Annotated in this window: 15 protein-coding genes and 2 pseudogenes; 9 read left to right on the top strand and 8 right to left on the bottom strand. The window is 54.5% G+C overall.

Annotated elements, in window-relative coordinates:
- Positions 1 to 224 (top strand): annotated as a pseudogene (locus CGZ80_RS28750) (hypothetical protein); the annotation flags it as partial.
- Positions 225 to 323: 99 nt separating this feature from the next.
- On the opposite strand, the gene CGZ80_RS19325 reads toward CGZ80_RS28750, so the two are convergent.
- Positions 324 to 2756 carry an ATP-binding protein gene (locus CGZ80_RS19325; RefSeq protein WP_094417314.1) on the bottom strand — a complete coding sequence of 811 codons (2433 nt, stop codon included), beginning with the start codon at positions 2754 to 2756 and terminating at the stop codon, positions 324 to 326.
- A gap of 135 nt (positions 2757 to 2891) precedes the next feature.
- Between CGZ80_RS19325 and CGZ80_RS19320 the strand changes: the two genes are divergently transcribed.
- The 5 genes and pseudogenes from CGZ80_RS19320 (at position 2892) to CGZ80_RS19300 (ending at position 9450) form a co-directional block, all read left to right on the top strand.
- Positions 2892 to 3761, top strand: coding sequence for a radical SAM protein (locus CGZ80_RS19320; RefSeq protein ID WP_143544037.1), 870 nt, complete (start codon positions 2892 to 2894; stop codon positions 3759 to 3761).
- Positions 3751 to 3849 (top strand): annotated as a pseudogene (locus tag CGZ80_RS29270) (FAD-dependent monooxygenase); the annotation flags it as partial. The gene CGZ80_RS19320 and the pseudogene CGZ80_RS29270, both read left to right, overlap by 11 nt.
- Before the next feature lie 102 nt (positions 3850 to 3951).
- Positions 3952 to 5238: an NAD(P)/FAD-dependent oxidoreductase gene (locus tag CGZ80_RS19315; protein WP_198953739.1), complete on the top strand. Its 1287-nt coding sequence runs from the start codon at positions 3952 to 3954 to the stop codon at positions 5236 to 5238.
- Between the two features lie 21 nt (positions 5239 to 5259).
- The gene (locus CGZ80_RS19310) at positions 5260 to 6222 is read left to right on the top strand and encodes a 2-hydroxyacid dehydrogenase (protein ID WP_094417311.1); all 963 of its coding nucleotides are present in this window, start codon (positions 5260 to 5262) and stop codon (positions 6220 to 6222) included.
- Positions 6223 to 6456: 234 nt separating this feature from the next.
- Positions 6457 to 9450, top strand: coding sequence for a serine/threonine-protein kinase (locus tag CGZ80_RS19300; RefSeq protein ID WP_233148530.1), 2994 nt, complete (start codon positions 6457 to 6459; stop codon positions 9448 to 9450).
- Between the two features lie 4 nt (positions 9451 to 9454).
- Here CGZ80_RS19300 and CGZ80_RS19295 read toward each other — a convergent pair whose 3' ends face one another.
- The 6 genes from CGZ80_RS19295 to CGZ80_RS19270 all read right to left on the bottom strand — a co-directional run bounded on the left by CGZ80_RS19295 (position 9455) and on the right by CGZ80_RS19270 (position 15166).
- Complete coding sequence (locus CGZ80_RS19295; RefSeq protein ID WP_158222779.1) at positions 9455 to 10522, bottom strand: HlyD family secretion protein; 1068 nt, start codon at positions 10520 to 10522, stop codon at positions 9455 to 9457.
- Entirely contained in the window at positions 10519 to 11274 is a 756-nt protein-coding gene (locus CGZ80_RS19290; protein WP_094417308.1) for an ABC transporter ATP-binding protein, read from the bottom strand. The genes CGZ80_RS19295 and CGZ80_RS19290 overlap by 4 nt, the downstream gene beginning before the upstream one ends.
- A gap of 500 nt (positions 11275 to 11774) precedes the next feature.
- On the bottom strand, positions 11775 to 12191 hold the full coding sequence (locus tag CGZ80_RS19285; RefSeq protein WP_094417307.1) for a hypothetical protein: 417 nt from the start codon (positions 12189 to 12191) through the stop codon (positions 11775 to 11777).
- A 59-nt stretch (positions 12192 to 12250) separates the two neighbouring features.
- Positions 12251 to 12889, bottom strand: a complete 639-nt coding sequence (locus CGZ80_RS19280) for a YdcF family protein (RefSeq protein ID WP_233148529.1) — start codon at positions 12887 to 12889, stop codon at positions 12251 to 12253.
- Entirely contained in the window at positions 12890 to 13918 is a 1029-nt protein-coding gene (locus CGZ80_RS19275; RefSeq protein WP_233148528.1) for a FemAB family XrtA/PEP-CTERM system-associated protein, read from the bottom strand.
- Positions 13919 to 14158: 240 nt separating this feature from the next.
- Complete coding sequence (locus tag CGZ80_RS19270) at positions 14159 to 15166, bottom strand: patatin-like phospholipase family protein (protein WP_143544036.1); 1008 nt, start codon at positions 15164 to 15166, stop codon at positions 14159 to 14161.
- A 321-nt stretch (positions 15167 to 15487) separates the two neighbouring features.
- Between CGZ80_RS19270 and CGZ80_RS19265 the strand changes: the two genes are divergently transcribed.
- A complete protein-coding gene (locus CGZ80_RS19265) occupies positions 15488 to 16222 on the top strand; it encodes an N-acyl amino acid synthase FeeM domain-containing protein (protein ID WP_094417305.1) in 735 nt (244 codons plus the stop codon).
- Positions 16223 to 16273: 51 nt separating this feature from the next.
- On the opposite strand, the gene CGZ80_RS19260 is transcribed toward CGZ80_RS19265, so the two are convergent.
- Complete coding sequence (locus CGZ80_RS19260; RefSeq protein WP_094417304.1) at positions 16274 to 17224, bottom strand: hypothetical protein; 951 nt, start codon at positions 17222 to 17224, stop codon at positions 16274 to 16276.
- A 488-nt stretch (positions 17225 to 17712) separates the two neighbouring features.
- Here CGZ80_RS19260 and CGZ80_RS19255 point away from each other — a divergent pair, with 488 nt between their 5' ends.
- Complete coding sequence (locus CGZ80_RS19255; RefSeq protein WP_233148527.1) at positions 17713 to 18765, top strand: exosortase/archaeosortase family protein; 1053 nt, start codon at positions 17713 to 17715, stop codon at positions 18763 to 18765.
- A 404-nt stretch (positions 18766 to 19169) separates the two neighbouring features.
- Entirely contained in the window at positions 19170 to 21524 is a 2355-nt protein-coding gene (locus tag CGZ80_RS19250) for a polysaccharide biosynthesis tyrosine autokinase (protein WP_094417303.1), read from the top strand.
- Positions 21525 to 21559: the final 35 nt, after the last annotated feature.

Genomic DNA, 21559 nt, shown 5'->3' with positions numbered 1-21559 from the left:
TGATTGCGAAGCGTGTGATGCGGCACGGGAGCTTCACGAGCCGGAAGGACTTGGCGGACAAACTGCGGAGCTTTATCGAGTACTACAACCGCACCTACGCCAAGCCTGTGGAGTGGACTTATGACGGAACAGGGAAAAAATCCGAGAGGCTCAAACGCCCACGAACTTGGCGTGAAAAAACGCAATCAACCAAGACTCAGCAGATCCTCGCGCTAGTGGCATAGGAATTAGAATCTGCGGCACTAGCGCGAACGGCTGATAGGACAACCAGTAGTGGACGAAGCGATGAGTCCCCGCCCCGACAACTACCGAGTTGCAGGTGCTTAAAATTCCGCGAGCGAACGCAACCTGCCTTCGCGATCGAGTTCGTACGGCAACCATACGATCTCTAAATCTTCGACCTTTAGATCCGATTTCCTCGGTGGGATTGATTGGCAGTCCAATTCCAGGTCCATGCAATCGAACTGATCAACCAATTTGTCGCGTTCCTGCTGGAACTCCTTTTCCAATTCCTGGATGTCCTTTTCGATCAATCGCATTGCCGCCTCGGCCCGCTTGACGTCATCGCGTTGCTGGCTAGCTCGATTGATCCCACGTGCGACGGTCATCACGCCGCCACGCCGGCTTCCCATGAATGCTCCGAGCACCGACGAGGCGACCGTCAACAGGGTTGAACGCACCGCGGCATCGGATTGACTTGCTTCCCGATCCACTCGCTCTTCGGCGGTGCGAAGCTTTTTTTGCAACGAATCGATCTTTCGGTCAATCTTCTCACGCAATCGCTCGGTTTGCAGATCTCGCTGCTCACGTAGCAATTGACGGAAATACAAGCGAGCGTCTTTTGGGTCGCTGCCAGCCGGCGCGACACCCTTCACTTGCTTGCAGGTGTACACGGACTCGTGGCACTCTCGATAAAGATACTCTTTCAAATCCTTTGTGAGCGACCGCAACGATTTTACATTCAAAAACTCGCTGGGCAATTCAGCGAATTCAAATCCATCTTCGGGTGACGACTGACATTCATAATCATTTCCCAAGACCTGGCTCAATTCCCACCCTTCGCTCACCCTGCCTTCACTTCCTTTGAGCACCCGCACTTGGTCCTTCCACTCATCCAGTCCCGACTTGGAATGGACATAGTGCATCGAAGCTCGGCCCAGCAAAGCGGGGGCGTAGAACCGCTGCGGATCATTCGACGAAGATTGCGATGGAATCAAGAAGCTTTCATGCACGCCGGCTGGTACTACTGGGCGTTGTGATGCTGACGCGAACCGGCCCAGATTTGCCGCCTGTCGAGTTGAAGTGGAGACTTCGCCGCTAGCGACTTCCGGCGGTTTGCGAATCAAGTCACCAAGTTGACTTTTCGAAAGTGGCCCAGCCAAAAATGACATCGCCCAGCGCGTTTGAAACGTGACTGGCCCAGAATCATGAACGTTATTCATCAAGAACACCCGATTGCCGAGCGCCGCAAGCGTCTGCTCGACTTCACCACGATCGAACTCTTGGCCTCCTGTGACCGCAGCGCCTTCCAAGCCTTCGAGCACTCGAGCCTTATCTCGTTCGGTTTGCAACCGCCCGATCAACCAAGTCCCAATATTGGACATCGCTTTGTAATCGAGGTCGACAGGGTTTTGTGTTGCCAGCGTGATACCCAATCCATATGCGCGAGCTTGTTTTAGCAAGGTCAACATGGGCGGCTTCGTCGGCGGGTTGGCGACCGGCGGAAAGTATCCGGCGACTTCGTCCATGTAAAACATTGCCCGCAACGAACTGGTACCGCCTTGGTTTCTCATCCAGCTCACCAATTCTTGCAGCAAGATTGTGACGAAGAATTCACGTTCACGATCTGTCAGATGGGCGATGGAAAGAATCGAGATCTTCGGCTTCCCATCGCTTGTGTAAAGCAATTGATCGATCGAAAGCGAATCGCCTTCCAGCCAAGGCATGAAAGCTGGTGAAGCGAGCAAACTGTTCAACCGCAACGCCAACTGCTTGCGGTCCGCCGCTGGCAAAAACGATTCGAGATCCAGGACCCCAACGCGATCAAACGGAGGTGCGTTGATCAAACGAATAAGTTCAGCGATCTCGACGTCCACGCCCTGTTGCCAGCGATCGATAAGGATCCTTGCGATCAGGATATGCTCAGGCGAACTTAGCGGATCCGCGTTGATTCCGAGGAGAGCCATCAGTGCGGAAACAATTCCGGTCGCATGTTCTGCGATCGCATCGGAATCATTGACAACGGCGGAGGATGGTGCGTCAAGCGTTTTCAAGACGGTAAGTGGCAAACCGCTTTGGCTGCCTGGCGTGTAGACCGCCATTTCGACGGCGTTTCGTAGCGTCGAGATGCGTTCCGGCCTGATCCCCCAAGAAGCGAGCCCATCACGCCAGCGTTTGGCAACCGATCCAGCGTACTGCTCCAACGTTTGCCCGTGGCGCATTGCTTCGGACGGTTCCAACCAAGGCTTGAAATCATCGGGACGCAATTCGGGGAACGTCAAAAGCAAATTCGCGAGATCCCCCTTGGGATCCAAGCAAATCGCTGGTACTCCGTCGATCGCCGCTTCTTCGATCAATGACAGACACAAACCGGTTTTACCGCTGCCAGTCATTCCGACGCACAATGCGTGCGTGCACAAATCCTTCGCGTCGTACATCAAGAGTGGGTCGAGCAATTTGTTCGCCACGAGGTCATATTGCCGCCCCAAGTAGAACGAGGCGAGCTTTTCGAATTCATCTGGATTTGGTTGAGACATCGATTCGATGATTGAGATGCGATGACGGAAAAGAAACGTCGATTTGTGGGAACTCTACCGCTGGAAAGTGTTTTCGCGGCCCCGCTAAAATCGACATCGTCCCGACCGAAGCCCCACTGTAGGTCAGTTGTTCAAGTGCTCGATTATTCACGTCCGATTGATTTCCTGTCCGAACAGGAGCCTTATCGAGACCGAGGGGTCACGAAAGCGATCGATGTGAACACCGTCTTCTTGACAGCACGTCGTTGCCCGGTCGGTTGCAACATGTGCGATCTTCATCAATTTACACGTGAAGATTCGCCTCCGGTCGGCGCCAGCGTCGAACAAATCGATTTTGCACTTGATCGCTTACCACCCGCTTCGTGGATCAAGCTTTACAACAGCGGAAACTTCTTTGACGCGGCAAGTCTGCCAACAGCGGACTACGACGCAATTGCGAACCGATGCAATCGATATGATCGAGTGATCGTCGAGAATCACCCCAGAATCGGTCGTGGCCGACACATCGAATTTTTTGACAAACTGGACGCGCGACTTGAGATCGCGGTGGGACTTGAAACCGTCCACCCACGGCTGCTTTCGAAAATTGGTAAGCAGATGACACGTGGTGACTTTGATCGATACGCAAAATGGATGTCACAGCACGGTATTGATCTAAGAGTGTTTCTGATTGTCGGCGCCCCAGACATGAGCATTTCGGATGCAATTCGCTGGGCGCTTCTATCAGCTCGACATGCTGCGCGACAGGGCGCCAGACACATTAGTTTGATTCCCGCACGACAAGGTGCGGGCTGGGGAAATGCTTCAATTAGTTTGCCACACCTGAGTCTTAGCATCCTCAGTGAACTATTCGAACAGGCACTCGAGATTTCTGACCGAAGTTGTATTTCAATTGATTTATGGGAGTTCAAGGAAGAGGAGTTACTCCCCGATGATCAAAATCGGTTACGCTGGTTGTCAGAGGCAATCCTGAAACAAAGGACGATCATGCAAGATGCGGTATGATGTCATCATCATTGGTTCTGGCTTCAGCGGTTCAATTCTTGCACGAATCCTAGCCAGCCGTGGACTGTCGATTTTGTTGATCGACCGTGCACGCCACCCCCGGTTTGTGATAGGCGAATCGTCAACGCCGATTGCCGATCTACTGCTTCGACGAATCGGTCTACAATATGGTTTCGACGATCTCGTCTCCATGTCGACTTACGACGGATGGCAACAGCGATTTCCTAAGTTGGCTTGTGGCTTAAAACGCGGGTTCAGCTATTTTGACCATCGCCCAGTCAATACGACTCGTCGCGAGTCAGTGTTGGGCGAACGCAGTCTTTTGGTTGCGGCAAGTCCAAGTGACGAATCGAGCGATACACACTGGTACCGAAAAGATGTTGACATGTATCACTTCGGCATGGCAGCTGAAGCGGGTGTGGATTGCTTGGAATCCGTCCAAGTCATTGATTTCCATTCTGAAGACACGAACGGGCCGGCGACTGTCACGCTGAATAATGGGACCAAGGCGACCGGCGAATTCGTCGTTGATGCCAGTGGTGCTGGCACGGTCACGGCGCGATTCGCGAAGCAATCTGCAATAACGGAACAACTTACAACACGTACCTGCGCGACCTTCGCGCACTATGACAACGTCCAACCTTTCACAACTGAATTCAACTCGATTCATAGCGACCAGCGTGCCAGCGTCCCTTTCGATTCTGACAACGCCGCCCAGCATCATTTGATCGATGGCGGTTGGGTCTGGATGCTGCGGATGAATAACGGCATCACGAGCGTCGGCGTCACACTATCCGCCGGTTTAACGCATGAATCAGAGCAAGAGGCTCGCCGCAAGTGCTATGAGCTGTTGGACCAAAGGCTCGATGCCTATCCGAGTCTTCACCATATCTTGAAGTACGCTCAACGCGTCGAACCCTGCGACGATATGATTTGCCTGCCGCGACTGCAGCGACTCTACGATCCAGTCATCAGCCAGAATTGTGTCATGACTCCAACGACCGCTGCGATGATCGACCCGCTGCACAGCACCGGAATCGCGCACGCTTTGTCGGGAGTTCACCGGATCGCCGAACTGATACTCGGCCAAAAAGCTCACGACGCCGAATCATTGGAGCAGTACCGATCGAGTGTCGTCGAAGAAGCAAAGCTGATTGATCAACTGGTCAATATCGCATATGGATCGATGCGTTCTTTCAGGCGTTTTACGGCGGCAACGATGATTTATTTTGCCGCGGCAATTAATTGCGAGGAAGCGATCATTGACGGCGAAGTACCAGACTATCTTTGGATGTGTGGAGACACCGAATTCCGCAATGTCGTCAATCAATGCCAATCGTTGCTCTTCGGCGACCAACCGGATGATGTCGTGATCGATTCGATTCGCAGTCTGATCCAGCCATTCAATCATGTTGGCCTGATGGACGATACGCTGCATAACCGCTACGCATACACAGCGACGAAAACCTCTCTGTAATCGATCAGCTAACTTTTCAAAATGACGCGCCCCAAGATATTCCTCACCCGTCGATTGCCTCCTCAAACAATGGAGACACTTCACGAGCAAGCCGAACTCAAACACTTCGACCTCGATCGTGACTTATCACGATCCGAACTAATGCGTGGTGTTGCCGACGTCGATGGCCTGCTGTGCTTGCTGACCGATCGCGTCGATGGCGAAGTCATGGACGCGGCGCCACAGCTAAAAGTTGTCTCGAACTACGCTGTTGGCTTCAACAATATTGAGGTAGACGCCGCTAGCCAGCGTGGAATCGTTGTGACCAACACTCCAGGTGTGCTGACCGACTGCACCGCAGACATGGCGTGGGCTTTGTTGATGGCCGCATCTCGACGCGTGATCGAAGGAGATCAGTTGGTTCGGAGCGGCAACTGGACCGGATGGGAACCCCTTCAGTTGCTGGGACAAGAGGTGACTGGCGCAACCATCGGCTTTGTCGGCATGGGTCGCATTGCCAAAGCGACTGCGAAACGAGCGAGGGCGTTTGACATGCGTCTGCTCTACTGGAACCGGACCAGACTCGCCCCACTCGAAGAACAGCAACTCGGTCTGGAGTACGTCGATTTCGATAAGCTATTCGGCGAATGCGATTTCGTTTCAGTTCATGTCGCCTTGTGCAACGCGACACATCATTTGATTGGCGCACGACAGTTCGAATCGATGAAACCAAACGCCATCTTGATCAACACCGCTCGTGGCCCGGTCGTCGACGAATCGGCGCTTCTTTGGGCGTTGACGCAGGGGCAGATCGGAGGGGCGGGTCTGGATGTTTTTGAGAACGAACCGGACCTGGAATCCGAACTGCGAGCGATGAAAAACGTCGTCTTGGCCCCGCACCTGGGAAGCGCGACGATTTCCACACGCGAACGGATGGGCTCGATTGCTGTACAAAACTGTCTCGCTGTTTGCCGGGGGGAAAACGCCACGTGTCGCGTCAACTGATTTTTGCTGGCTGTGATCGATAACCGTGCTGGGGGGGCTGATCGATACGAGCGACATTACCGATGCAAGCAACCTGCGGCGAAGCCGACATTTCGTTGACCATGGCTGTCCCGACGACTACGATGCAACCAGTAGGTAGTAGCTGACCGAAACGGATGACGGATCGTTCGGCGCCTGCCACTCGCGAGGACTCCCGATCGGTCTCGCCCTTTTCTTCCAAGCCAATTGTGTTCGATGGAAAACGAACCACCACCAAGCGACGACGACACCATTATCCGTCGCGGAAATGGTTCTCAAGGTGGCTCACAACGCAGTGCAGCTCGCGAGAACTCAGGTTCTGCTGCGCCACAGGGTAGCTCCGTCCATCGATCCTCGAACCGACAACTCGGACGGAACGACAGCGAAAGTCGACGCATTGGTTCGGACATGTCGGCAACGTCAGACGACATTTTGCGTACCAGCGATGGTGTCCTGGTCGATGGCCTCGACGAAGCGAAGACCATTATCCGCCAAATTCAACGGCCACAGCAAGGCGAGCGGTCGGGGCGGACACCAGCCGAAATCGCAAAAGTTCTGGTCGGACAACAACTGAACCAGTATTACCTCGATGCATTGATCGGCGGCGGCGGGATGGGCGCGGTCTTTCGTGCTCACGACCAACGCTTGGATCGGATCGTCGCACTCAAAGTCATCCCGTTTGTCGGCAACGATCCAGAACTTCAACGCCGATTTCGCAACGAGGCGCAAAACGCAGCGAAACTCGACCACCCACGGATCGCGCGGGTTTTCGATGCGGGTGATTACGACGATTGGCACTACATCGTCTTTGAATACATTCACGGCATCAACCTACGCGACCTCGTTCAAGATCGCGGCGTCCTATCACTTGACGATGCCGTGCTGTACACATCTCAAGTCACTCGGGCGCTCGATCATGCCGCCCAGCGTGGAATCGTCCACCGCGACATCAAACCGTCTAACTTGCTTGTCTCAGAAGACGGATCAGTCAAGCTTGTCGACATGGGACTCGCGCGAAGCGACAACCTTGAGTTGAGCGAAGACATGACTGCCAGTGGCGTGACACTCGGCACGTTCGACTACATCTCACCGGAACAAGCTCTCGACCCGCGTGACGCTGATATTCGAAGCGACCTGTATTCGCTCGGCTGCACGTTCTATTTCATGTTGACTGGCGAACCGCCTTACACAGGCGGAACGATGTTGCAAAAGCTGATCAGCCATGGCAACGCTCCGCTGCCGGATCCCCGGCAACAACGTCCTGATCTTCCAGAAGAAGTCGTCGCCGTCATGCATCGCATGATGGCCAAGGATCCAAAGGCACGCTACCAAACCGCAAGCGACCTGCTAGCCGATCTGAGCGAACTGGCATATCGATTTGATTTGCATCGTGCCCGGTCTGGCGTCGGTGTTGCAATTCCAACGGCAAATGACGGATTGCAGCGACTTCAATTCCATCTGCCATGGATGCTGGCGTTGCTATTGGTCTTGATGGTCGCCGGTTACCTGGAACTTCAGTCCGCAGCCCCACGAGACGCCTTGCTCATCGAACGCCCACCAGGCCTGCTGCGAGGCGCCTCTCGATCAAACGGCGGTTCGCCCGTAGACGCCTTGCCCGATGCCACCGGACTGCGGAGTGACCTACTGGAACCGTCGCCGACAAGCGATCAAATTGAATCGATGATCGACTCCGAGACAACGGAGACTCCCAGTGATGCCAATGCCTCCGATCAGGGACGAGAACCAATCGTTGACGCGGATCTCCTCTCCGAAGCAGCAGCCCGACCTCCACGTTTCACGGGCAAGCTTCCTTTCCCAAACGAGATCGTTGGCGGCCCAATCACCGCACCGACAAGCCCATTGCCCAGCGTCACAGGCACGCCTTCGTCAACCGCATCGACGACTGGTGAAATGACGCGAGCCGAACGCGCGGTAGAAGATCCAAAGAACAGCACCGCGATTTCAAAGATCAGTCCTCAGACATCGGCTAAAAGCACGTCGACGGCGAAGGAGTCCTCTTTGGCACTCCCTGCCCCGACAGTCATCCGAGTCGTGCCGCCAAGCTTGCTGGCACTGGCAATTCCGGTCGATGGGATTGACCGCGACACCGATGGCGCGGCGCTGTGCCCGACACTCGACGACGCTTTGAAACTTGCCGATCAATTTAAGGTCGACCGCATCCAACTTGCGACACCGCGATTGGTCACCGGAAAGGTCACCATCCCGCGCGATAACCTCGTGATCGAATCAACCCTCGACCGCACCACAATTCGCATGGTTTCGACCGATACACTGGCGATCGGTCGAAGCGAAATGATTGTGATTGGAGACCACCGGACCCAATTCAAAAATATCGATTTCCACTGGGAGCTAGCCCAAGAACAAGTCGATGGCGGCGCGATGTTTGTCGTCAATGACAATCGGTTGACCGAGTTTGAAAATTGCTCGTTCACGCTGGTCAACAAAGCGATTCACGACGGTGTCTGTTTCTTCCAAGTAAAAACGCCCACGCCAGCGGCGATTGCTCCGCTCGCCACCGATAGCGTTGACGGCACCTTGCCGCTGGTGGCGTTCGTGTTCGACAACACGATCGTTCGCGGGGAAGCAGACTTTATCAAAATGGATCGAGCGGCAGCGTTGCAATTGGTTTGGAACAATGGGCTATTAGCGATCAGTGGTCGAATGATCGACACCGCTGGCGCCGTCGTGCCTCCGAATTCTTTGATCTCCAGCTCAATCCAACTTTCTTTTTCCAATATCACCGCTGAAATACCTCGCGGGCTATTACGAATGCGGTTGGGCCCGAACGGAGAGTATCCCGTCGCGATCGAACGTGAAGCCAACCAATGCGTCTTTTTGGTTGACGAAGGACAACCGCACTTCGAAATCATTGGCGTACCGTCACTCGCCAACGAGCAGAATCTGCTGCGGTTGCGTGGAGAAGACAACGTCTATGTTGGTGCGCCGACCCTGACCGACCCGATCCTCTACATCGCTGATGTCGGCGGAAACACCGCCATGTACTTGATGTCGGAGCTACCCGCGGGCAATTTGCCTTGGATCAGCGAAACCGGCCCGCGATGGTCAGTTCGCTGGTCAAACGTACGTCCGACGACACAAACGTTTCACCGGCTCACACCGGCAAGCTATCGCCAAGACGGCGCGATCTTCTTTGGGTTCCGAGAACTCGACCTGCCGAACGTTCCCTAACGTTCTAACCGTTTAGTTCATCGCCTTTAGGCTCAATACGATCGATCATCACCTCAACAGGCAAACCGATCGGCAATGCGACCGAATCGGAAAGATCGATCCAAACTCGCCGAGTGTGCGTCTCATTTCGCTCGCCAGCCCAACCGCCATAAATCTTTTTGGGTTCCATCTGCGGTTCAATTTCACTCACGACGCCTGCGAAGTTTTCCCCCGGTAAGGCATCAACGGTGATCGTGCAATGTTGATCCATAAACACTCCCAAGGCATCACGCTCATCGACCTCGGCAACCACCCGCAACTGGCTGGCGTCGACGATGCGGACCGCAGGCGTGCTTGCCTGCGGACTGACCCACTCGCCACGGCGTACGGCGATATCCAGCACAATCGCATCACAGGGTGCTTTAATAGAGCAGCGTTCCAGATCGATTTCGGCCATCCGCAATTGTGCCTTCGCAGAAGCGATCTCGGCGTCGGCGGCCAGAAGGTCAGCTGGCCTCGGATCGGCTTTTACAGTTTCTAATCGCTGTTTCGCTGCCTGGACCAACGCTTCGTTCGAGTCATGGTCGGCTCGATAGTCCTCGAACGCTTGCGCACTGATCGCATTGCGTTGGTACAGCTTCGCCGCACGTTCGAATCGCGCGCGGGAGCCTTCGGACCGCGCCATCGCCGCTTCGGCCTCTTGCCGTGCCGCTTCGATTTCGCTTTGTCGGGCACCAGCGATCAGCTTCATGCGGTTTGCCTGAGCCGCTTCCAATTGGGCAGCGGCAAGATCCTTCAGTGCCTGAAATCGATTCGAATCCAGCTTGAATAGCGTTGCGCCCGCCTCGACACGCGTTCCCCGATTAACGGGGATGTCGTCTACTCGACCTTCGAAGTGAGGCGCGATGGCGATCGCCTCCGATCGTCCCTCGACTCGACCGGCGGCGTGGATGCCAGGACCGAAGGTCGCCGATTCGAACGATGGAGGAAATGCTTGAAATCGTGGCGGCGGGTTCGATTGCTGCTGATCGACCGCAATCATCAACCCCGTACCGATCGCTGCGATTGCCCCAGCGAGGATCAATTGTTTCATTTGAACCTCCCGTTTTCCATTTCGCATACCCGATCGGCGTAGCTATAGATTCGCGGATCGTGCGTCACGACAACGGTCGATGTATTGAATTCGTTTGTAAGTTCGCGAAGTAAGTCCATGACGGCCTTGCCCGATTGGCTGTCCAAGGCAGCTGTCGGTTCGTCTGCGAGAATCAGTTTTGGCTTGGCAACCACTGCACGCGCCAGCGCGACTCGTTGACACTGGCCGGGACTCATTGATGACGGTAGAGCACCGGTGTGATCCCCCAGTCCCATCCGTTCCAATAATGCAGCCGAAGTCTTACGCGCTTCGGAAATCGGCACCCCATGCATCGTCAGCGGAATCGCGACGTTGTCTTTTGCATCAAGCCCATCGATCAATTGAAATCGCTGAAAGACGAAGCCGATCATTTTCCGACGAACCAACGTCCGTTTTTCCTCAGGCAATCCATCGACGCGTTCACCGAAGAATTGCAATTGACCGGCTTCTGGTGTTAGCAGCAGTCCCAGGATCGAAAGCAGTGTCGTCTTTCCGCTGCCTGACGGGCCCACCAAGAACACGCACTCGCGTTCGTGGAGCTGGAAATCGATTCCGTCGAGAACTGGCCTCGCGACACCACCGATGGTGTAGGACTTACAAATACTGGCCGCATTGATGGCCAGGGCGCGCGACACTTTCGGACGGCCTGTTGGGCCGGCGGAGTCAGAGTCAATCGCCGTTGGCATTGAATCGGTTGCGTTAAGTGCATTCATCGTGCAGTGCCGCGTTCACGGCAATTTGCGACCCGTCATCTAGATCCGGAAATCAAAACCAAGGCTCACAATTGGCGAGTTACTCTGAGTTTCGAACGTCTTGCCCCCCTGGCCCCAACGATGTCTGAGAAATGATGATCGTCACCAATTCAACAGTCATCCCGATTGAGCCAATCGAAGCAACTAGGATTGAGGGGATTCCGACAAGCGGGCGTACGATTGAATCAAAAGGTTGAAGCCGCACTAATCGTCGTCATCTCGCTGCCGTCACTGGCCCATTCAATTCGAAATGCACCGATCCACGCCTGTGAGGGGAACATACCAACCCACACTAGGTTGCCATCGGGTCGTTCCAGAGAAAACTTGAGCAAACGAGGTGGTACCCAAGCCTGATGGGGTGAGTCCACCCCGATCTTCAAAGATGTCGATTCCAGAGACTGGTAGCCGGCAGAGAGTTGCTCTGGAGTTTCAGCCACGACGTGACTTGAGTGTCGCGTCCGCTATTTTTTCGCTTCCAGCTCGGAAACGCGTTGCTCAAGCAATTCGACACGTTTGTTCAGACGGATGACCAACTGACGCAAATCGTATTCGTTCATTTGCGGCATCGCCTCTGCGGCCCGAAACGGATTCGATTCGTTGCCGTACGCGGGCTCCCATGCCTGCAGTTGCTCCTGAATTGCTTCGATCTTGGCTTCGACGGTCGGTCGGCTGGGGTGCCGTTCTCCCATCGCTGCCAAGTTGCGCTTGAGCACACGCATCTCTTCGGTCAGTTCCTTCCCGCGCTCGGTCAGCAAGGCCGCATTCGGTACAACGATTTCTGAGTCGTCCGATTCCTTTCCTTGCCCCCACAACACAGACGTCAACAAAAGCGTCAGGACGCTCGCTGCGACAGCTCCTCGGTATTTGTGATCAATCACCTGGAGATCCTCGGATTTAAGCACGGAAAATTGAGAGGCCCGGTGGCCAGCTACCCTTTTTACACTGCCAGCCAGTAAACGGCCAGTTTGACGTATTCGATCCAAATTGGCCAATGCGTTTCGACACTCCCATCGGCAGGAGTCGCGGCGAAGGTCGCGATCGTCGCTCTCGAGTCAAACACACGGTGAAAACAAAGTGTGCTGCGGCGTGTATGTGGCGCCGAAGTCACTACTACGACGCTTTCAAATTGACGAGGCAAGTTGGAGACGCCAACCGCTTCATCGTAAGAACTGAACCAAGTCGCTTGATGAAGTGGAACCGTCCGGATCACGTCCAGCGGGACTCCACGATCACTCAGGAAATCAATCGCTCGCTGGACTCGAGTGTCATTTGCTCGGCGAACAAAGTTGTATCCAGACGACTGCAATTCTTCGAGCACATAGATCTGCTCGACGCGATGCATATGATACAAATCCGATGCCGCAATCAACCGCTCCCAATAAGCGGGACCATCGGCCATCACATACGCGATCTCACCACGCGCGTTCGGATCGTGTACGACCAAGGGTTGAATCAAAATGCCGCGCACCGTCCCAAACGAACAAGCAACATTAACGATGATCACTGCGACAAACAAAATCCAGAATCGCCGTCGCCAACGATCAATAGGATCTACTGAAGCAGGAGAGATAGCCACTTAAGGAATCCCACGAACGATCGTTGGCCCAATCAGCTTTGTCAACCAAACAGGCAACTTCATCCAAGTCTCGACTAGCCGTTTCTTTCCGCCGGCATCCGGTCTCATCTCATTGGGATCGCCCTTGCGGACGTAGTACTGCCAAGTTGCCGGATGAGGCGTCGCGCCCCACTGAGCTTTGAACTTGTAAGTACCACTGTCTTCGCTGCTGCGTCCAAAATCAAACGTGTGGCTACCACGCTCAATCGCTTGCCGCAACAGATGACGATACATCCACATGTTGGCGCCTGTACGATTGAATTCACGCAAACTGCTAGCGCTGGGAACTTCGCTAACGCCATGCGAATGAATCAATAGGCCAGCCGCAATTGCCTGCGACTCGCTACGAACAACGCATAACTCGGCATCACTTCCGAACTCCGACAAGATTGATCGAAACAGCTTTTTCGAGAACACGGGTGTACCCAGGTCTCGCATGTTGTGTGCGAACACCTCATAGAATTCGGGCAGCAACTCCTCCGACCCAAAATGCACTGTCGTGCCGTAGGTTCCCGACTTCTTGATTTGACTACGGACTTTCGACTTGAACGACTTGTCAAGTTCTTCGTCGGTTGCGGGAAGAGACAACCGCATATGCACCTTGTCCGTCCGCTCGAAATTCAATCGAGAGTGTGGACAACTGACTTCATGGCGGAGCTCGAGATACTTTACATCGAGCTCGTCGGCTAGATCACAAGCGGCTCCAACCAAATCGTTCGCCACTGTCTCGTTCTCTGCCCACACTCCACCGGTATTAATGTACGGAAGACTGACAAGAAACTTTCCAAAGATTGGTCCCTTCACGAGCAGTAGAGGAAGCAAACCTTGTGGAACGCCATCACTTTTAGACTGAATCAAATACGACTTGTGATTCAATCCTTGCGCAATGGCATCAATCCAGCGTTTCTCGTGGCCAGCCAATCGAGGCAAAGGCCCATCGCTGATCTCGACCCACGACTCAGTCGACTGGTGTACAGTGATGTTTGACAATGGTTGCTGATTGAGAAAGTAGCGACGAGCTGGGGTGGCGTCCGCCAACGGACGCCGAAATCATACCAGCAAATGCTAGCACCGAACTTGGCTTGGGAACAGGCGAACCGATTGGAAAGCTTTGGTTCCCAGGAGTGCCGATGAGAATGTTACCAAGCCAAACACCCGCCCCAATTTGGGCCATTCAAAATGAGTGGACTGAAATGGCCGCTAGCGTCACCAGCCTCATTCGCTACGACGTTAGGTTTTCCGTAGCAGGGCGGTCGACGCGGCGTCATACCCAGCCTGAATCAGTGGATCTGGGTTGGTAAAGTCGAACCAAGCGACTGATCCGACTTGGGGGCGAACAACAATGTCGGCCAAACGAAGTTGATGCTGCCGGATTCTAGCTTCGGCAAGCTCCTGAAATCGCAAGATCGATTGAATCGCTGTTTTACAAGCGGCGTTACTCGATTCAGTCGGACTGACGTCGACAACGATCAATTCCCCTTGCCCCTCCATCATTTCAATCGCCATGTCGCAGGGGACTGCGTCATAGACACCGATATCACTAAGTTGCCTTCCATCGATTTCGACGGATGGAAAGACACCGGGAATCGACATCGAAGCTTGCACCGCCTCGCGCAAGGGCCCACGATCAATCGAAACTCGTTCGCCATTGCGCAGGTCAACTGCGACGAGATGCAATGGTGTCCGCAGGTCTTCAATATTGATGTCGGGAAGCAATTCTTCGGTGATCGCTTGCAGCAATGTACCGGGGAGCAACGACTCCGATCGGGCGGCGCGGCTGACCGCTTTTTGAATCCAGAAGACACTCCTCCAACGCCGCAACCAACGATCATTCGTCTCATCTTTTCCGTGCGTACCAATCGCGGCATCGAGCACGGTTTTTTGCAAAGTTCTGTAGCGATCGGAAACCAAAAATTCCCGAGCCAGCGATTCGGCGCGTTCGACATCCCGTTCAGCTGCAATCAGCGCAGCCATCAGAGCGCCCATGCTGACACCGACCAGGCGACCGATTCCCATCCCCGAGTGCCCTACTGCTCTGACCGCGCCAAGATGCGCAAGTCCTCGCGCACCACCACCGCCTAACATCACGGTCGCATCTGCCCATTCGCTTCGCGGGCGGCGAAGCATCAACCGCCCCTGCCAGTGCGTCAGATTCACTAGTTCCCCCGGTTCATCATTAGTAAACGATGACCAACCATAGGTTACGGTTCGCGAAACGACGGTGAGGGTTCGCCCCAAGATTAGTCAGCTTGACTGCAAATCACCCAATCCCCCATTGGCGCCATCACGATCGGTACAGTCGATACGACGTGCTCGATTACAGAGAAGAGATGGACACAGTTTTGAGGGATCAGAGACTCGATTTCGCCACGCGTCTAGGGAAGACCTAGGCTTTGGTCGTTGATCGTCCGGGGGGATGACGCTTGAAGCACGTGCTTGTCTTTGTGTGCTCGCATCTCTTTTCACAGATCCGCAATCATGCGACCGACGATAACTTCTGCACCCATATCAAATGGCATTCATCCCAATCCATCTGCGTCGAGTTGCCCACTCCTACCAGTGGGAAGTGATCGTTCGAAAGCGAAACGCTTGGCGCCTGGTCTGCGATATCAAATCGCGAATGAGCGGAACGAACTGCACGATGCGTTCGCATTAATCTATCAGTCCTACTTGCATGCGGGTTTGGTGCAGAACAACGACAATGGCATCCGCCTAACGCCATACCACCTGCTTGACTCCACCGAAGTCTTTGTCACCAAACTGGAAGACACTGTCGTCTCAACCATCTCCTTGATCGGCGACGGCAAGCTAGGACTCCCGCTCGAATCAATCTATCGCCACAACGTGCAAATCATTCGGCGCCGCGGCTTGAAGATGGCGGAAATCGGAAGCCTGGCTGACCGGCGTGACTCGCCCGTGCGTTTCATTGAAACATTCGCCGGCATGGGACGACTTCTGGCACAGGTCGCAATGTCACGCGGCTATGACGGCCTCGTCGCAGCGACACACCCCAAACATGCAAGGCTGTACTCGCGGATCTTGCCTTTTGAACAGATCGGCTGCGAAGCAACTTGTCCCTATGCCAATGGGAACCCCGCGGTAATGTTGGCATTGGTATTCGATGATCACCGCGGCTCCGAACTCTATGAGCGTTTCTTCGGCTCGCTAAGCCAGACGTCTGACACGACACCCAAGCCTTGGTCTACTGACACCCTGGACCACTTTAGCCGCTTTCTCCCCAAAGCCGTCGAAAGTGAAACGCACGCACAGCCTGTCCCGATGTTGCTTCGTTAAAGCCAGAAACGTAGCTTCCACGAGTCCGCAGAACGAAACCAAACAGACCGTCTAATCCGAATAAACCGACTTCACGATCGGAAGAACGCCTCGCAATGTGATGAAGGCGAAGACGATCAGCGAGAAGACTAAAAGCCCTCCGGATACTGCCCACCGCACCATTTGATCACGCGACGCACGACGACTGGTCACCGAAAGCAAACGGTCGGTGTAGGTCACAGCGAGATGCTCTAAGCTTGGTCGCACAGGCTGGTACTGTGGCGTCGCACCCGAGATCGTTGGTGGCGGAATACTTTTCGACGGTGGTTCTGGCGGCGTCGGAATCCCGAACCGCTTCTTTGATCGATGGCCTTTCTTTTTCGCCCAAATGTGTAGGTCACCGACCCAGATCGATTCGCCCCCCGGAGCAAGCTCGCGAATTAGCGGAGTTTGCTCACGTATGCTGTCAGGGTTCAATTGAATCGCCCAGATCCGCTCGCCTGTGCTGACGATCGCCAATTCACAAGCATGCAGTCCTACGCCGTGCAATCGCATCAAACTCGGATGGGAGTTTCCTAGAATGGTCACCGAACGTGTCAGCTTTCGCGTTTGCGTTTCTTCACCCCAATCGAGAATCAAAGTGCCCCTGGGACTCTCGGGTTCGGGCTGCGGAAGCTCACTCACATCGTTGACTGCATCGCCTGGTGGCGACAGCGGCGAATGATCCCACGGCTGATCTCCGGTTTGTGCTGAAATGTTGACACGCAGTTTTCCGATCAGGATCTGCCGCCCAGATTTCAGATTTCCCCAGGTCGGATACGCGATCGCGCAGAGCGGCCATGCCTGCACACGATCACCGATGATTGCGATGAAATAGACAACCTCTGGCAACCGTTTGTAATCCAACCGGATTTGGCATCGCGGATGGGCCCCGATTAAGGCAAACGGCTGATCAAGCTCAAAGAATTCGTCAGCGTCGTCGCTTCGACTATATCCCCAGCGATTCGAAGGCCAAAGTACCATAGGTGGGGATTGAACGAGACGCTTGGTGAGGAAAGGTTCGGGGGTGAGCCCTAAGTGTAACATGCGAAAAACGCTGGGTGGGACAGGGGCGTACGGGCGATCGATCGCCTGCTCGCATGGTATCTCGCCGCATTTTTGTGAAAAGTTTTTCGCAGCCGAAAAACCAGCTCTCAAAGGGGGTTCGGTCTGATTAAGAGGGCTGGGCGGGCTGTGCTTTTCAAACCATTCTGATCGTTCACTTGACTTGGCTATGCGCTCGCATATCCTCAGACGATCTGTAGCCCCCGAAAACGAGGGCTCGTGCCCTAGGCCTAAGCTCAGCATTCGGAACCCGCAATCTCCGTCAGCTGAACAGCAGTGGCCGCCAATTGATGTCTGATCTGCAAGTCACAGACCGTCCCAATTTTGGGGCGGAGAAAAGTATGACGATGTCGTGATGACGCCGCAGCGATTACATCCCATGCCCCGGGATTTGGTTCAGTTTGGAAATGTCGAAAAGAAAAAAGACAACGACTACCACGTCAACAAAACGACGCCGCGAGCGGCCGACAAACAGTGACCCCGTCCGCACCGGTGCAGCGAACGACTCAAGCGCCGCCCGTCCCGCTTCTGCTCGCTCCAACGCGGAAGAAGACAATCTCTACGAAGTCGCTGGACCGGCCAACTGGCCCGCAAAAGTTTGGGCGCTCCTTGCAGTCGCCGCTGTGATGCTCGTCTACACCTATTGGCCAACACTTATTTGGGTGGTGGACAACTGGCAGAACGAGCCGGACTATGGACACGGTTGGTTTGTTCTGCCGCTGGCAATTTATTTGTGCTACCAGCGTGCCGACAAATTCCCGGGTGTGGCGGCCAACGCGAGCTGGGGCGGACTCAGCTTGATCGCGTTTGCTTTCGCGATGCGAGTCGCCAGCCGAATGGCTTACGCAGACTTCTTCGACGCTTACTCGATTATTCCTGCGACTGCTGGCGCGGTTTGGTGCTTGCTTGGCTTACGTGCGATGTTTTGGTCTCTGCCGGCGATCGGATTTTTGTTTTTTGCGATCCCATTGCCGTACCAGATGGAAAGTGGCCTGAGCTGGCAATTGCAGGGCGTGGCGACGGAACTCAGCACCTTTATGCTGCGTGCGATTGGATTGCCGGCCGTATCCGAAGCACACGTGGTTTGGATTGGCGACGAACAGCTGATGGTTGAAGAAGCCTGCAGTGGCCTGCGAATTTTTGTAGGAATGGCGGCATGTGCGTACTTTTGGGCGGTTTTGAATGACCGGCACTGGTCCGACCGAATGGTGCTGATCGTGGCCGCACTCCCGCTGGCCATTTTTGTCAACGCACTGCGAATCGTTGTGATTGGTGTGTTCTATCAATGGATCGATTCATCCACTGGCCAACACATGATCCATGACCTTTCTGGCTACCTGATGATTGCTGCGTCATTCGCACTGCTTGGAGCAATCGCGGCCTACTGGCGTCAGGTTTACAGAAAAGTTCCGGTCATGACCGCAAGAGATACTTTGCGTGGATCTCTAGGACATTCCTGAAAAATCCAAAGGACGGCCTAGAAACCCTCCATAGGCTGGGTAACATATCCAGAAATCTGTGCGGGGCCATTCAAGGGAAAACGCGTAGGAGGTCTGACAGCGCGATCACGCGGATAATGCAGATCTTCAACTCGCGAACACTTAACTTGAATCGAAATTGTTTATCAGTTTCGAGTGTATTGGTAACTAGTTTAATCGTTAGGCATGGTGGTGAGGTTTAATCGCTCGGTGGGCAACTCGAGCGTTCCCTCGATTGTTGGGCGCGACGCCGATTATTTGGCTCGTCGCTAGGAACAATGGAACTTCACGACGTGATGTGAATCGGAATTAACAAGCTTTACCCCGACAATTCGACATCGTTGCCTTCGTTGTCGATCACCCCGGCGTTTCGCAGATACTGAAGAATGCAACAACACACCCCGCGACAGCATCAGGGCGCACCGTATCACTTCAATGGGCCATCTTCCGGACCTGATTCCGGTGGCTTTGATCCGTGGCTGATCTGGGTCACATTCCGCCGTTGTTGGCACTGGGCAGTTCCTGCCGGTCTCGTGCTCGGCTCGATTGCCGCCTTTGGTGTCCTGAGTACATTTGAGCCTCAGTTCGAAGCGGGATATCGCCTTGAAGCCAACAAGGATTGGTTGCTTGACCGCGGTGTGATGCCCACCCCAGACGATTTGGCAAAGTCGGAAGGCCCCATCATTGCGAGTCCGATCGTGCTATCCAGCATTCTCGCTAATGACACGCTCCATCAGTTCTCGCTTGCCGACCCCGAATCACGCGAACAGCACCTCAAGCAGCGATTGAAAATCCACGGTGGCGGAACGAAATCGACGATGGTGGTCACGTACACCGATGCGGACAAGAATTTCTCCGCAGAAGTTTGCAATGCGATCGTTGGCGCGTACCTGCAGAAGCGTGACGAATACGACAATTTGCGAATCTCGCGTCTGGTCCAATACCTCGGTCGCCAAATCGACGAACTGAAACGACGCGTGGAAGAGCAAAAAGAAGCGGTTGCGAAATTTGCACGGGAAGCTTCTGGCGCCGCTCCCGGTGAACGAGTCGCGGAAATCGAATCTGCCGAATCTTTCTTGTTGATCGAAAAGTTGCGATCACAGATTTCCAACTTGGAGATCCAACTAGCGATGATCGATGCCGGGGTCAGCATCCGCAACCCATCGGCAGATGACAATATCGATGATCTGCCGATGACGCATTTCGTTCCTCCGTACATCCCAGTCGTCAAAGGAAAGATTGACGATTCCGACGTGCAAGACTTCATCGAGAAAGACGAAAGTGTCAAGTTGGCGAACGAACGCTATGAGCGACATCGCCGCGAAGTCGTCAACCTGGAAGTCGCGGAGGGCTGGCGCCGCGCCCAAGCCTATTACGCAGATCAACAGAAACTGCGTGATGAGTGGAAGACGAAGCTTGATGAAGCCCGTGCAGAAGCATCAGCTCGCGCCATCTCGGTACTGAACGCGGACCTTGAAGCCGACTATCAACAACGCCTGCGCGAACGTGATGACGAAATCGAACGCCAGCGCAAAGAGTTCGCCGATTTGGCCGACATCAAACAAGCGGAACTGGCCCGTCGCGCGGATTACATGTCTGAGCACGAAGCGGAAAATCTCAAGCAGGGCCGCGAGCGACTTGAACGCCAACTCGCCGTTTTGCAAAAACAATACGACGCGGAAGCCGACCGTCTGCGCAAACGCGACAACAACAATGTTGCGTTGGAATTCGCGAAGACCGACCTGCAACAATCGCGTGCGATGCTGCAAAAGGTCACCGAGCGTTTGGATTCGATCCAGCTTGAGAGCCAACGGGGAAGCTCGGTGATCTCAGTTGCCAAGGCGACCCCGCCGACGCGCCCGGTCGAAGACATGCCCTTTAAGAAAATGCTTGCCGCCGGCGGCGCCGGATTCTTTGTGCCTTTCCTTCTCGGACTGCTCTGGGAATTCCGTGTCAAACGGATCACCGATAGCCATGAACTCGAACGCAGCCAAATGCTCGCCCCAGTCATCGGTGAGCTCGCTCGAGCCCCGAGTGCAACGGGCAGCCGCAATTCGAAAGGCCGCCGCGTCTTTGAGGAAAGTGTTGACAGCCTGAGAGCCAACCTTGCACTTTCGAAAGACACCAGAGATGCCAGAACGTTTGCGATCGTCAGTTCAATGTCTGGAGAAGGCAAGAGCACCGCTGTTTCCCAACTCGCCATCTCCTTGGCGAAAGCGAGCGGAAAAACGGTTTTGATTATTGACGCTGATATGCGATGTCCTGACCAACACGATGTCTTCGGATTGCCACTCGAACCGGGGCTCAATGAAGTCCTCCGTGAAGTCGTTCCGTTCGAACAAGCGATCAACAAGGAGCTTGGCGACTTGGTCCATGTCTTGCCTGCAGGACGACTGAAAGCCAGCCCCCACCGTCTGCTTTCCACCAGTTCGATGCGAGACTTGCTTGATCAAGCGTTGGAAAAATACGAATACGTGATTGTCGATACCGCTCCGGTCCTGTCGGCCGGAGAGTCACTCGCCGTTGCATCGGCAGTCGACTCGACCTTGGTTTGTGTGATGCGAGACTTAACACGAATGGACAGTGTTGTTCGCACGACACATCGCCTGGAAGCATCGGGCGCCAACGTCGTCGGAACAATTTTCAGCGGAGTATCGCATCGTCAATACGCGTATCGCTACGGAGACTATCGATACAGCGACTACACCGACTTGCTTCCCGCCGGAAGCAATGCCGAATAGTCGTCCGAGACGACAATCACCTGAAACTGCCCACT

The sequence above is a fragment of the Rhodopirellula sp. MGV genome, assembly GCF_002251265.1.
Classification (GTDB): domain Bacteria; phylum Planctomycetota; class Planctomycetia; order Pirellulales; family Pirellulaceae; genus Stieleria; species Stieleria baltica_A.
The sequence above is the reverse complement of the archived record's forward strand: the minus strand, read 5'-3'. Positions and strand labels throughout refer to the sequence as shown.